This is a genomic window from Haloplanus sp. CK5-1, from assembly GCF_037201915.1.
Taxonomy (GTDB): Archaea; Halobacteriota; Halobacteria; order Halobacteriales; family Haloferacaceae; genus Haloplanus; species Haloplanus salilacus.
Genome location: NZ_CP147505.1, coordinates 2,579,913 through 2,592,626, shown reverse-complemented (window position 1 = coordinate 2,592,626; position 12,714 = coordinate 2,579,913). Strand labels below are relative to the sequence as shown.

Annotated in this window: 13 protein-coding genes; 9 read left to right on the top strand and 4 right to left on the bottom strand. The window is 56.8% G+C overall.

Features of this window, described 5'->3' with window-relative positions; translation table 11 throughout:
• Positions 1 to 108: 108 nt before the first annotated feature.
• Complete coding sequence (locus tag NBT81_RS13755; protein ID WP_338739421.1) at positions 109 to 1,539, bottom strand: hypothetical protein; 1,431 nt, start codon at positions 1,537 to 1,539, stop codon at positions 109 to 111.
• A gap of 142 nt (positions 1,540 to 1,681) precedes the next feature.
• A complete protein-coding gene (locus NBT81_RS13750) occupies positions 1,682 to 2,668 on the bottom strand; it encodes an HNH endonuclease signature motif containing protein (protein ID WP_338739420.1) in 987 nt (328 codons plus the stop codon).
• Between the two features lie 176 nt (positions 2,669 to 2,844).
• Here NBT81_RS13750 and NBT81_RS13745 point away from each other — a divergent pair, with 176 nt between their 5' ends.
• The 5 genes from NBT81_RS13745 to NBT81_RS13725 all read left to right on the top strand — a co-directional run bounded on the left by NBT81_RS13745 (position 2,845) and on the right by NBT81_RS13725 (position 6,138).
• Entirely contained in the window at positions 2,845 to 2,997 is a 153-nt protein-coding gene (locus NBT81_RS13745; RefSeq protein WP_338739419.1) for a hypothetical protein, read from the top strand.
• A gap of 174 nt (positions 2,998 to 3,171) precedes the next feature.
• Positions 3,172 to 3,444: a hypothetical protein gene (locus tag NBT81_RS13740; protein ID WP_338739417.1), complete on the top strand. Its 273-nt coding sequence runs from the start codon at positions 3,172 to 3,174 to the stop codon at positions 3,442 to 3,444.
• The gene (locus tag NBT81_RS13735) at positions 3,441 to 4,433 is read left to right on the top strand and encodes a transposase (protein ID WP_338738304.1); all 993 of its coding nucleotides are present in this window, start codon (positions 3,441 to 3,443) and stop codon (positions 4,431 to 4,433) included. Before NBT81_RS13740 ends, NBT81_RS13735 begins: the two co-directional genes overlap by 4 nt.
• A gap of 43 nt (positions 4,434 to 4,476) precedes the next feature.
• Positions 4,477 to 5,169, top strand: coding sequence for a hypothetical protein (locus tag NBT81_RS13730; RefSeq protein WP_338739416.1), 693 nt, complete (start codon positions 4,477 to 4,479; stop codon positions 5,167 to 5,169).
• Between the two features lie 240 nt (positions 5,170 to 5,409).
• Positions 5,410 to 6,138, top strand: a complete 729-nt coding sequence (locus tag NBT81_RS13725; RefSeq protein ID WP_338739415.1) for a DUF429 domain-containing protein — start codon at positions 5,410 to 5,412, stop codon at positions 6,136 to 6,138.
• Between the two features lie 248 nt (positions 6,139 to 6,386).
• Here NBT81_RS13725 and NBT81_RS13720 read toward each other — a convergent pair whose 3' ends face one another.
• Positions 6,387 to 7,535, bottom strand: a complete 1,149-nt coding sequence (locus tag NBT81_RS13720) for an MBL fold metallo-hydrolase (protein ID WP_338739414.1) — start codon at positions 7,533 to 7,535, stop codon at positions 6,387 to 6,389.
• A 208-nt stretch (positions 7,536 to 7,743) separates the two neighbouring features.
• On the opposite strand from NBT81_RS13720, the gene NBT81_RS13715 reads away from it, so the two are divergent.
• Both NBT81_RS13715 and NBT81_RS13710 read left to right on the top strand, forming a co-directional pair.
• On the top strand, positions 7,744 to 8,568 hold the full coding sequence (locus NBT81_RS13715) for an IS5 family transposase (protein ID WP_338739413.1): 825 nt from the start codon (positions 7,744 to 7,746) through the stop codon (positions 8,566 to 8,568).
• A gap of 149 nt (positions 8,569 to 8,717) precedes the next feature.
• Entirely contained in the window at positions 8,718 to 9,068 is a 351-nt protein-coding gene (locus NBT81_RS13710) for a calcium-binding protein (protein WP_338739412.1), read from the top strand.
• A 735-nt stretch (positions 9,069 to 9,803) separates the two neighbouring features.
• Here the strand turns inward: NBT81_RS13710 and NBT81_RS13705 are convergent.
• Positions 9,804 to 10,994, bottom strand: coding sequence for an ISH3 family transposase (locus tag NBT81_RS13705; RefSeq protein ID WP_425498664.1), 1,191 nt, complete (start codon positions 10,992 to 10,994; stop codon positions 9,804 to 9,806).
• 135 nt (positions 10,995 to 11,129) lie between these two features.
• Here NBT81_RS13705 and NBT81_RS13700 point away from each other — a divergent pair, with 135 nt between their 5' ends.
• Positions 11,130 to 11,267, top strand: a complete 138-nt coding sequence (locus tag NBT81_RS13700) for a hypothetical protein (RefSeq protein ID WP_338739411.1) — start codon at positions 11,130 to 11,132, stop codon at positions 11,265 to 11,267.
• A gap of 100 nt (positions 11,268 to 11,367) precedes the next feature.
• Complete coding sequence (locus tag NBT81_RS13695) at positions 11,368 to 12,360, top strand: transposase (protein ID WP_338737836.1); 993 nt, start codon at positions 11,368 to 11,370, stop codon at positions 12,358 to 12,360.
• The last annotated feature ends 354 nt before the right edge of the window (positions 12,361 to 12,714 follow it).

Here is a 12,714-nt window from a genome sequence, read left to right as displayed (position 1 = left end):
TTATAAGCATTAGCTAGAATTCTTCCGTCATAACTACGACCGTGCCATAGTCCACGACCCTCTAGACGACTGGACTGCAAACAAGCGACCGAGGTCTACTCCATCGCCTCAGTCAACGAGGCTTCGGTCGCCTTCGAGATACTCGTGTCCAAGCTCGGTGATGGAGACCTCACTATCTTCCGAGACGGAGACTGCATGTTGGTTTTCGAGGGCCGTACAACGCTCTTCGACGTAGTCCTCCTGGTAGTCCAGGTGGTCGGCGATGGCCGTGATGGAGTAGACATCGTCCTCAGCTACTGCGTGCAGGATGTGATAGTCTCCGAAGTCCTCGGCTGATCGGATGTTCTCGACAGTATGGAGTGTCTGGAAGAGTAGCCAGATGAGCTTCGCCGAGAGGAGTTCGTCGTCGGCATAGTCGGTGCGCTTCCCGTGAAGGATTTCGACACGGTTCGGCCAGAGACGGCTGCTGTAGTAGTCCCGGAATTCCTCGTCGATCTCGGAGATGTGGCGGGGGCTTCCTTCGCCCTTGTTGACGACTGCGACCCCGGTTACATCGTGGTCAGGCCGCCAAAGGCCGATATCGAGGGCGAGGTCGATGAAGATGCCGTCGAGTTGGGTGAGGAGGGTGGGGATGCTGAGGACATATCTTCCCTCAGCGTGGGCGTCGAGTGCCTCTTCGATGATCTCCTGCCGTTCGTCGTATTCGTTGAAGGAGCGGAAGTACTCCTTGAAGCTCTCGATGTCTTCCTCGTCGCGGAGTTGGGCGGCGAGGAGTTCGGCCGCGGCATCGTTCCCCTCATCGCAGTACTCACGGTAGAGCTGCATGAAGGCTGCGTGCTTGACGTTGGAGAGCCACTTGAACTCGAAGTCGGATTCCTCAATTTCGCGGTACTGCTCGGCGAGGTCGGCGATTGGCTCTAATGTGTCGGATAGAAGTGAGTCGAAGTAGCCGTCAAGTATCGTGGAGAGTTGGGCGGCCAGTTGCTGATGGTACGATGAGGTGATGGCCTCCAACGCTTCCGTGAGCCCCGTGAGTTGTGGAGTTGGAATTTCGAGGTTGAGGTCAAGGGAGGGGTAGGGGGGTTCTTCCGGCAAGTCGTCAGTGAAGGTTACCTCGTCGATGTCTGCCTCGTCGGCGTGTACCCCGACGTACTCTCGGAGGTACTCCTCGGCTTCGTCTACGGAGTCTATCCTTGTCTCCGGTTGGATTTCTTCCACGGATTTCTGCGTGCTGAAGTAGAGCCCTCCGATGTTGAGACCGTAGCCCGTGACGCTTTTCGACGGATCAGTGAAGATCTTAATGTAGAGCCCGACGAGCCATTCTGCCCGTTCCTCCGAGACGGCAAGCCCATCGGCGACGCGGCTGACGGCGTCTTGCCAGCTTTCCGCCGCTCGGACGTACTCTCCCGCTGCGCGGATTTGCTCGCAGTCGTCGAGGGTGGCTTTTTCGACTTTCTCCCGCCAATTCTCCTCGATGTGTTGCATTAACTCCTCGGCTGATGCCACTTCATCCTCGTCTGGAACACCGTCCTCCGGCATTAGTGGTCATATTGTGATGGTGGTTTAGAACACTTCCTCACCGTAAGATGTTCAGGCATGGTCTGAGAGCAGGGCCACGTGTAGAGGATCCATGCCGCGGCCGCCGAGCTGTGTAGAAGAGTGTTCTAAGATTCGTCGCCACTCATACCCACTCAAGCGCCGCGTTATGCTGACTGACGTAGTCCGGGTCCAGACTTCTATCGGGTATTGGCACTCGTTCGCCTGCCTGATCGATAATCGTCCGTTGTAACAGATCGCTCCCTGTCTCGAATGACGGATTCACCCGCAGCCGGTAGTCCTGATCGATCGTGAATAGGTCTCGATCGAACGCCGCGTGATGTGTCTTACTGAGCGGCAGGACATTCAACAGGTCGGCCCGATACTCCGGGTAGTCGCTCCACGGCAGCACATGAGCTACGTCCAATAACCCGGGATGGTCAACCCCCGAGACAGGACAAGTTCGCTCGTGGCGTGAGAGCACCGTCGCACGGAACTCCGGATCGACAGCGCGGGCATGGGCTGTTGTTTCGTAGGTGCCGGCGGTCAGATCGTGTGCAGCTGCATCCGATGTCCACGCCGTATCTGCCCACTCCTCAACCGCGTCTTCGACAAACTGTCGGCCTTCTGCTGTGAGTCCGTACTCATCACCGTGCTTCTCGACGAGTCCCATGCTTCGGAGCCAGTTCGCCCGCTGCTTGGCCATATCCGTCTCCCCACGAGCCCACCCCAATTCCGGGTGCGTATCCAGTTGCTGGTCGCTTACTTCGGCAATCGACATTGGTCCAGCAGAGAGCGCATACAAGAGACTCCGAAGGCCAACGTTCCGGTTACACATGATCCGGAGTAACGTCGCCGTATCCTGGTTCTCCACATACTCTGTGCCCGCCGGACCGAGTTCCCATCCGGTCTGTTCCTGCTGGAGGAAGCCGACTTGTTGCAAATACCTGACCCGGCGCATAATCGAGTCACGGCTCGACACGTTCGTGAACGTCCCGCGATGCCACCCGACGAGCTCGTCCGTCGTCGGCTGGTGAGACTCGACGAATTCTAGGATGGCATCCAGTGTCTCGACGTAACTGGTCGCTCCGCCGAACATCGGGACGATACTTCGGAGGCGATCCGATGGCATGGAACCACTGTGACAGGGCCGAGATATGGATCTTTCTCTGGCTCAATACTGTCGATGACCTCGTCGGCCCGCCGCTCATACTCCTCCAAATAGTGACTGTCAGGTTATATTTTGACTAACGATCAGGTGCTGTCTGTCCCGTGGCCTTTACTCATTCACTGTCCTATGGAGTTTGTATGACCGACCGTCCCGACGAGGACGCCAGCGCAGCCGAGATTGCCCGGTGGATGGAGGAAGACTTCGGTGAAGCCCTCGCGGAGGGCATGAAGCAGGGTCTTGAAGACGACGAAGACGACGAAGACGGCGAAGACGACGAAGAGGGTGATTAAGCCGGTTGTCGGGCTCCGTCGGGTATCTGAGCGTCGAGAGCTCACCCTGCCTCAAGGCGACGCACCCATGTCCCTGCTGCCGACGAAACCGCGAGAAGGGTGGCTCGTGTCACGATGCCGACCACCCGGAATGAGACACCACGTGATACCGCAGGAGAACATTTCGAGTCTCGCATGCACCGGCTCGACGTCGTTCGTTGCGCCGCCGAACGTCGGGACGATACTGTGGAGGTGATCCCGTGGGATGGACTCACTGTAACAGGGCCGGATTATCGATCGTTCTCAGGTGAGCTGGTGTTGTCGGCCATCGAGTTCTCGGGCAGAGAAATTCCTTGGTTTCTCAACGTGGATAGGAAAGTACGGGACCTGCGTATTTTTACTACATACAGAGGGTGTCATAGAACAGTTCGCATACCAAAGAGCAGGGTGAACGCTGAGGTGGAATGAGTTCAGCGACCCTGCAAGATGATCCTTCGGTAGAATCGTTCTTCAATGCCGTGGAAACGGAGACGTTGGCGTTGTTCGAGCACCTCTCCTTCGAGTTTCTTGAAGGGTTCGACGTGTTCGCCCCGGCGGAGACGGGGCGAACACGAGATCTTGAGCCGCCCGAGATGATGCGTGGCTTTCTCCATTGCTATTACAAGAACATCTACGGTATCCGTCCGGTTGCACGAGAACTGAACAACACCGTTGTCTGGCTCAGCTGTAGCTTCGATCGACCGCCGTCGAGAGACGCGGTCGATCGATTCCTCACTGATCTTGAGCACGTTGTTGACCGGGTCTTCGACCATCTCGTCGAGCAGGCCGCCTTGCGGGGCCTGCTCGACTTGACGTATTCTATCGATTCAACCGACGTGAGAGCGATGCCCGCCGATCCAGACGCATCGAAGTGCTATGATCCAACCGATGACGAGTACTACTACGGCTACGGCTGCACGATCGTCTCAACCGGGCAAAAGATCCCGATTGCAGCCGAGTTCACCGAGAGCAAACAAGCACCAGAAGAGACGGCGATGCGCGTCACGCGTGACGCGCTCGCCGTCGGGAAACCGATGTGGATGCTTGGAGACAGTGCCTACGACACGCTCGACTGGCACGACCACCTGCTGGCCGCAGGGGTCGTGCCAGTCGCTCCGTACAATCCACGAAACACCGACGACCCGAAAGATATCGAGTACAGGGTAGAAGACCGCATTGAAAAACACAGCAACGACGTTCAGCTGAAGCAATCAACGCTAGACGAGACGTACAACCGCCGGAGTGGCGTCGAACGAACCAACGAATCAGTCAAGGGCTGCGGCCTCGGGCGAACGCACGCCCGAGGCCGCGTCCATGCACGAGCGCAGGTGTTCCTCGCGTTGTGTCTGCGCCTCGTCGTCGCAATCACCAACTACGAACGCGGAGACAATCCGGGAAGCACAATCATCACGGTGTGAGAAGAGTTCTATGACACCCTCACATACAAGCTAAGATTGTGATATGCTGACGCCACCACTGAATATCGATTATTGGGCCTCGCTCTATCCTGTATACACAGACTATGCGGACCAATACGAAGATGCGATGGACGCTTGCACAGTCAAAAGTCGAGCCAGACAGCTTTGGGATTGGAAAGGTCTGAATCGGAATGGTCCGTTTGATCCAGTTGAGTCTGTAATTGAACAACTCGATTGGGGCGACTGTCTCAGTGAAGACCCTAATGACGAAGATCGTAAAGCAGCAATCGAGACCGTTTCAACTGAATTGCAAAACGCGGGGGTCGTCACAACAAAGAGTCTTGTAACATCGGCATTTCTTCTGCATTTGGCTGCAAGCGAGGATAACTATTCAAAAGAATATCCCATCTATGATAGGCGAGTCTGGAATGCGTATGTGTATCTATGGGGGGTTCGGGATACTGATCAGCAACTGTTCACTCAAGCCAGTCAGGACACTACTAAGTACGCCAACTTCTGTCGTGGTTTTTCGGATACGTGTCCTGATGGGAAGGCCCAAAAATACGAACGAGCACTATTCATGTTCGGTCGCTTCATTGCAAATCTGCCATCAGAAGAGTCCCCGACCCCAATAGAAAAAATAGATGACTACCTAGAAACACAGGAGCGTGCACTCGCCAGCAAGCATGATGAGGCGGGTTACATTCTAGTTGATATCGAGGGTCGCAAACGGTAAAATGCGAAGACAGAAATCTCGTTGAGGACCTCGCCATGGAGATGGACCATAGCGGCGACGACTTAGAGAACAACGCCCTCAACCGACAATCCAGTTCGTCGTCAAGAACGAACCCCATCGACATCAAGACGCCTATGACCTCCGTTATGACGGTAAGTTGTATCCGTTCGGGAAGATTTTCAATCCTCAACTCGTTCGGGCGGAAAAGGTGGTGGTTGGCACCGTTTTGAATATCGAATCATGACTGCTCGTCCTAACGATTCCTTCGTCGGCGTTGATGCCTGTTCCGGTGGCTGGTTTGCCACCATCCTCTCGGACGACGGTGTCAGCACCTCTCTCTACAACGACTTCGGGAACCTAGTTGAGGATAACGGGGATGCACTTCAAGTCCTCGTCGATATCCCGATCGGACTGCCAACGGAAGAGCGCCGGAAGTGTGATGAACAGGCGAAGGAACTCCTTGGATGCCGCGGGATCACGGCCTTCTATCCGCCGTGTAAAAATGCGCTCGACAGTGACGACTACAAGACTGCCAGCACGGCACACGAGGAAGCGATGGACCATGGCCTCTCCCGGCAGGCGTACAATATTGGGGACGCAATCCAGGACGTCGCAGCAGTCGTCGGTAATGAGTACGACGGCGTGATTCGGGAGAGCCATCCCGAACTGTGTTTCTATGCGTTGAACGGACAGCCAATCGCGTACTCGAAATCCTCCGAACGAGGACAAGCGATGCGAACTCAACTCCTCCGGAATGTCCTCAATGGTATGGGAGCCGTCCGTAAGGACGCCCGAGAGAAGCATCACGTGAAAGACGTGAGTGATGACGATATTCTAGACTCAATGGTTCTCGCAGTTGCGGCCCGCAAAACAACGCTGCGGACCGTACCCGGAGCGCCGGATGACAACGAACCACGGATCTATTACCCGGAACCGAAGACAGGGTATCTCGAAGCGGAGTCAGTATAACACTACAGCAACTTCAGCGAGAGAAGATGTGCTACATATGGGATTATCGCCCGCCAACGGCAGGGCGATGGCGACTTACAAAAGTAGTTCACGCTCCCGCCGTTCAGTGACTGGTCTCCACTCACTATGACCAGGCCGGATTATCGCTACTTCATGAACTCATGAAGGGCGCTACTTAATGACTCACCCGCAAGTGCCTCACTAACTCGGTCGCGTTCCGAGAGGCCGACGACGAAGAGTGAGAGGAGTTAGTCCCCGGTCGCCGCGCAGTTGTTCGGGCCGAGTTCCAGTTCTGTCGTCGCCGCCTCATCGGCGGCGTCCCGGCCGGCATTGATATCGATGATCCGCTCGTAGTTCGGCGGCTTCTCAGGGAGGGCGGCGGTAAGTTGGCGCACGAACGTCTTGCGGTCAACGGTCAGCAGTTCGAGTTCTGTGCGCACCTGGCCGATCGTCGTCGAGACGGGTTTACCGGGAGTCACGTCGGTCGTCCCGTCAGCTTCGATGGAGAAATGGCCCGGCAAGACGGTGACTGAGTCAGGTTCGGCTAGCAGCGTCTCGTGAAGCGACTCGTAGAGCAGTTTTGCACCGGCGTCGGCGTCACTGTTGCCGAACTGCAGTTCGGTACGGCCGACCGAGTCCACGAATAGTGTATCACCCGTCAGAACCGCCTCGTCATCCACGAGATAGCTCACGATTTCGGAGGTGTGGCCGGGCGACGGGACGGCCTTGATATCGTGGTCACCGACCGCGACGACCTCGTTTCGCTCCAGCGGCCGGTAGTCGTAGGCGACGCCTCGATCGGCTGCGTCAGCTCCGAGATAGTAGGTTGCGCCGACGTTGTCGGCGAGTTCGCGCCCCCCGGAGACGTGGTCGGCGTGGACGTGCGTATCAAAGACGAACTCGATCGAGTAGCCCCGGTCCGAAGCCGCTGCGGCTACCCGTTCGACGTGTCGCGTCGGATCGACGACGGCCGCCACGGACGACGCCGGATCGCCGATCAGGTAGCTCAGACAGCCCTTCGCACGCCGCTGGAACTGGACGATTTCCACGTCACCCACCGCCGGGATCTCGACGATGTCGTACACTTCGCTCCAGCCCTCCATGCCGTCCTCGACAACGGTGACGTTCTCGTAGCCGGTGTCTTGGAGTTGTGTGGCCATGTCGAACGACGAGATTCCCTTCGCACAGATGGTGACGATTTCGTCGTCCGGTGTGAGCCCTGTCCGGGACCGAAACGCCTCGGCGTCGAACTCAGAGTCGGGGTCGTACGTGTACTGGATCGCGTCCCGAATGTGCCAGGCCCCATAGCTCTCCTCGGGGCGGGTATCCAGCAGCGTGAAAGACTCTCCCGCGTCGATCCTGTCTCGAAGCCGTGTGGCTGTGACTGTCTCGACCATATCGAGTCGATAGACCCCGCTTAGGGTTATAGCCCGGGCCGTTCCATGTCAGCTGGTCGGCGATAGTGTTCCACTGCACATCGCTGGTTCCCTCGTAGACCACGGGTTGATCGGCAGAGAGGACAGATTTTAGTGCCGTGTTGAATACCGATTTAATCGGCTTATATCACGGAGTAGAAGGGCGAAGCCGAGGAAATCGATTCTGTCTATGGAAGTCGATCTCCTCGACTTCGTTGAGCAGTGTCGGCACCTAGTCAAACAAGCGTTGGGGAAGCACGCGGGCGAGCCCGCCAGCGGCGGGTTCGCCCGCTGGAAACACGTCGTTATCCACTGTTTCCGGCTCGAAGACGGCCACAGCTACCGTGAAACGCCGAATCGGCTGGAGTACATGGCTGAGATTCGTGACGTACTCGACTTAGATCGGGACGATCTGCCAGACTACAGCACGATCTACAAATCGTTCGACCGGCTGGAGATGTGGGTCTGGCGGGCGTTGCTGCGCGTTTCCGCGCAGCAACACCCGCAGTCTGGTCACGCTGCACTCGACAGCACGTTCTTCGACCGCCGCTCAGCCTCGTCGTACTACCGCCAGCGGTCGGGAAGTAACGTACAGACACTGAAAGTGACGACACTAACCGATAGAAAGTCTCTTGCTGTTCTTGACGTACATATCTCGGCCCGGTGGAAACACGATACGAAGACCGGGCCGCAGGTCGTCCGCCGGAACGCGGACGACCTGCTGTCCGTGGCTGCTGACAAAGCCTTCCACAACTGGATCACGAAATACGAGTTCTACGCCCTCGGTGTCGAGCCACTCATCTTACAGCGTGGATCGAGACCGTTGACGCTAGGACATAACGCGCTCATCCGGGCAAAAGGCTACTCTCAGCGCTGGATGGCCGAAACATCGTATTCGACAACGAAGCGCTCGCTCGGCGATGCCGTGCGAGCGCTCGGCTGGTATCGACAGTTCCGTGAAATCGTCCTTATGTTCGCCATCTCTAACATAGAACCGCTCTGTGAGCCACTCTAGCCGTGACTCAGCATCTATTCAACACGGCAGATTTTAGAAGCGATGAGTGGGATTCCGGAGCAACTTGGTCTTCACTTTAGGGGGGCTGGTCACGGGTCGGTTGGTGAGCAGCCCGGAACGACTTACCAGCAGGGTGCGTACGCGGGCACATGGTCGAACGAGACGAGGAACGCGAAGAGCGCATCAAGATGGAGATTATCGTGGACGCCTATCATGAGCACGAACAGGCGATGGGGTGGCATATCTATCTGGAGGAGACGATGGACTTCCCCTTTGAGGCCCGCTGTACCGAGGAGCAGGAGGTGTCGCCGCTGGATGAGGGCGAGACAGTTCGTGTAATCGGCAAACCATCATCGGAGCCCTCGCTCCGCCAGCAGTTCGTGACCATCAAATGGATGGACGGAGAGTTCGGGGTGCCGTTGAGTCAACTGGAACCAGTTGACGCCAGTGACGACACCGAGCAGGCCGTGTCGGACTGGCACTACTGGCTCAACCGCTGACAGTACCGTCGCATGGAATTCCGGATCGACAACGCGAGCGTGTACTGTGGTTTCGTATGTGCCGGCGGAGCGACTTTGTCAACAACCGCTCTGCAGGTCGTGGTAAGGTCGTCACCGGCGAATCCGCCGCACCCGGTAAGTTCTGATTCAACTCCGCAATCGCTTCCGAAAGTCACCGAACTGGTGCTCATAGGGAGCTGTTCGCTCCGTCGGATCAGCCACGACGCCGTCCAACCGGTCGTGAAGGAATTGTTCGAATCGTGTCGAGTATTCACGCCGCAGAATCGGGAGATCCGCAGGATGCAGCGGCCCGATATATTTGCTCAAATGAATATAATTCGCCAGTTCGCTGTCCATCGTGAGCAGTTGCTCAAGTGTCGATTTCTCCTGTAACACGTCGGCCTTATACGCATCAAAATGTGGATAATCCGGCCTGAACGCGTCTATTGATACATGTCATCACACCGCCCTTGTTAACATTCTCCCGAAGCGATAAGATGCGCGGCAACATTACTGCTATACTCGCTAGTTGTCCACTCTCTTGATGGCGGCGGCAACAAGAGTCCGGTCTAACACGGTAAGGACGCTGATACGAGACGAAGTACACATCTGACGCCACGGAGAGTTGAGGAAGAGTCACAAATCTGGATTGTTTTGGCTGTAGTTGTCGTTCAGACTGATCTCCGAAGACAGCTGTCGCTGTTCGCCAGCCTCGCTTCGCCGAAGCGAGGCGGCTCAACCGAGTCCGTGTTCGTATCCTGCTGGCAGTCCTTCTCCGTTAGTCCGGTACTTCTCTTTCCAGCCGAGTTCGTCGTCTAACACCCGTTCGATCCCGTGCAAAAACGCGTCACCAAACGCGAATGTTTTCGGAAGTGCTCGCCCGCCCCGCCGTGGTCGGGCGAGCACGGCCCACTGTAACACGAGCCACAACTGCTCTAACAGAAACCCCACGCCCACGTAGAACAGCCGGATTGTCGTCGATGGCGTTGTTGTCAGGGCACGCGCTTCTCGGAACTTCTCGTAGCTCTTCTCTATCCGTGAACGCTTGTTGTAGGTCGTAGCGACTTGCGCGGGCGTGCGGTCTTCCAGACCGTACGCCGCGTATCCTGTCGCTTTCACACCAGACTTTCCGCGGTCACCGTTCTGATAGGTAACGTTCACCGCCAGTGGATACGTCTGTTCGTGCTCTTTCCCTTCGCAAATCGTCTCTTCGGTCATGTGTGACGCGGCCTTGGAGAGTTTCTTCCGGAGCGAGTCTTTCCGGGTTATGACCGGAAAGACTGGCGGTGCTGTCTCCCGAAGAATACCGATTAACTCCCCGACAAAGGCGTCCCTGTCCATGAGGATCTGGTCGGTCTCGAATGGGTATGTTTCGACGCGGGCGAGCACGCGCTCGACCGCGTCGGCCTTGCTGTCCTCGCCGTCAACTGGTTCAACCGCCAGTGTGAGTGGCTTTCCCTGCGCGATGACGAACGCAGTACAGTACCGGTGACACTTCGTGGTTCCATCTCGTGCTTCCATTCTCCTGAACTCGTCCTCGTCGTCTGGATGACCGTGGAACGGATTGTCCATGAAGTCCAGACAGATGGTTCTCGACCCGCCGCGGTCGAGAACCGTCATCGCCACCAGTGCGAGGATATCGTTGACAGCATCAAGCATCGGCTCTTTCTCCAAGGTGTGCAACCAGTCCATCACTGGCTCGCGGTTTGGCGTGTCCTCAGTGTTCGTCGTGACACCGTTGACGGAGGTTGTGTCAACAGCAGCTCGTAAGACGACTTCCATGATTTCCTCGGAATCGAGGCCGGAGCCCTCGATTCCTTCCATCGGTATCAGCTCAAGCAACTCCATGCTAAGAGACTTCAACTGGCTGCTCGAAATGTACTCGTCCGGATCTGTGAGGATGCGTTTGAGTCTTGGGAACTCCATCACACACAGGAATCCGGGCAGCGGCTGAATCAGGCGACTGATTCAGTCGCGTCATTCTAATCACTACGTGTCAGAAACTGGTCTCTTGAGCCAGAGTGGACAACTAGCGACGGTGGTGATGTTGAGCAGACGGGTGTGGATCAACGCCCGAATGCTGAGGCGGTTGCAGCCGACGGGGCGGTCGTGGCTGGCGATGGGGAGTCGATCCGGGAGAATCTTCAGCAAGCGCTGGACGCGTTAGCGGGCGTTGAGGACGCGCTTCGCGGAGACTGACTGAATCGCGGTCCGATTTTTCGCGCAAAGAGTAGCCAGGGTGGTGAGGGTGTCATAGAACAGTTCGCATACCAAAGAGCAGGGTGAACGCTGAGGTGGAATGCGTTCAGCGACCCTGCAAGATGATCCTTCGGTAGAATCGTTCTTCAATGCCGTGGAAACGGAGACGTTGGCGTTGTTCGAGCACCTCTCCTTCGAGTTTCTTGAAGGGTTCGACGTGTTCGCCCCGGCGGAGACGGGGCGAACACGAGATCTTGAGCCGCCCGAGATGATGCGTGGCTTTCTCCATTGCTATTACAAGAACATCTACGGTATCCGTCCGGTTGCACGAGAACTGAACAACACCGTTGTCTGGCTCAGCTGTAGCTTCGATCGACCGCCGTCGAGAGACGCGGTCGATCGATTCCTCACTGATCTTGAGCACGTTGTTGACCGGGTCTTCGACCATCTCGTCGAGCAGGCCGCCTTGCGGGGCCTGCTCGACTTGACGTATTCTATCGATTCAACCGACGTGAGAGCGATGCCCGCCGATCCAGACGCATCGAAGTGCTATGATCCAACCGATGACGAGTACTACTACGGCTACGGCTGCACGATCGTCTCAACCGGGCAAAAGATCCCGATTGCAGCCGAGTTCACCGAGAGCAAACAAGCACCAGAAGAGACGGCGATGCGCGTCACGCGTGACGCGCTCGCCGTCGGGAAACCGATGTGGATGCTTGGAGACAGTGCCTACGACACGCTCGACTGGCACGACCACCTGCTGGCCGCAGGGGTCGTGCCAGTCGCTCCGTACAATCCACGAAACACCGACGACCCGAAAGATATCGAGTACAGGGTAGAAGACCGCATTGAAAAACACAGCAACGACGTTCAGCTGAAGCAATCAACGCTAGACGAGACGTACAACCGCCGGAGTGGCGTCGAACGAACCAACGAATCAGTCAAGGGCTGCGGCCTCGGGCGAACGCACGCCCGAGGCCGCGTCCATGCACGAGCGCAGGTGTTCCTCGCGTTGTGTCTGCGCCTCGTCGTCGCAATCACCAACTACGAACGCGGAGACAATCCGGGAAGCACAATCATCACGGTGTGAGAAGAGTTCTATGACACCCTCAGGGTGGTGTATGGGTCGCAGTGGTGTCGTGGGAGGATCGAAGCCAGCACTCTTACAGGCATGCTGCCGGGTGGCGATCAGTCGTGGGACGGGGTGTGTCCGCAATTAGAGTGATAGATCAGATTTAGAACTAGAAAAGATACACAGACGGGGTGTGTCCGCAAAAGACCTGGTTAGTGAGGCTTGAAGACGGTGTACAGCGGGGGGCATCGAGAAAAGCGGTTATATTGTAATAGTGAAAGACACGACTATCGATGGGGCTGAGGAGACCGCAGGTGAGTCGCTGGATGAACGTGAACAGCGCGATACCCGAGTATCGGCTAACCAACCCGA

Coding starts and splice junctions, on each gene's coding strand:
- NBT81_RS13755 (WP_338739421.1), bottom strand. CDS start 1,539: ATGCCGGAGGACGGTGTTCCAGACGAGGATGAAGTGGCATCAGCCGAG.
- NBT81_RS13750 (WP_338739420.1), bottom strand. CDS start 2,668: ATGCCATCGGATCGCCTCCGAAGTATCGTCCCGATGTTCGGCGGAGCG.
- NBT81_RS13745 (WP_338739419.1), top strand. CDS start 2,845: ATGACCGACCGTCCCGACGAGGACGCCAGCGCAGCCGAGATTGCCCGG.
- NBT81_RS13740 (WP_338739417.1), top strand. CDS start 3,172: ATGCACCGGCTCGACGTCGTTCGTTGCGCCGCCGAACGTCGGGACGAT.
- NBT81_RS13735 (WP_338738304.1), top strand. CDS start 3,441: ATGAGTTCAGCGACCCTGCAAGATGATCCTTCGGTAGAATCGTTCTTC.
- NBT81_RS13730 (WP_338739416.1), top strand. CDS start 4,477: ATGCTGACGCCACCACTGAATATCGATTATTGGGCCTCGCTCTATCCT.
- NBT81_RS13725 (WP_338739415.1), top strand. CDS start 5,410: ATGACTGCTCGTCCTAACGATTCCTTCGTCGGCGTTGATGCCTGTTCC.
- NBT81_RS13720 (WP_338739414.1), bottom strand. CDS start 7,535: ATGGTCGAGACAGTCACAGCCACACGGCTTCGAGACAGGATCGACGCG.
- NBT81_RS13715 (WP_338739413.1), top strand. CDS start 7,744: ATGGAAGTCGATCTCCTCGACTTCGTTGAGCAGTGTCGGCACCTAGTC.
- NBT81_RS13710 (WP_338739412.1), top strand. CDS start 8,718: ATGGTCGAACGAGACGAGGAACGCGAAGAGCGCATCAAGATGGAGATT.
- NBT81_RS13705 (WP_425498664.1), bottom strand. CDS start 10,994: ATGGAGTTCCCAAGACTCAAACGCATCCTCACAGATCCGGACGAGTAC.
- NBT81_RS13695 (WP_338737836.1), top strand. CDS start 11,368: ATGCGTTCAGCGACCCTGCAAGATGATCCTTCGGTAGAATCGTTCTTC.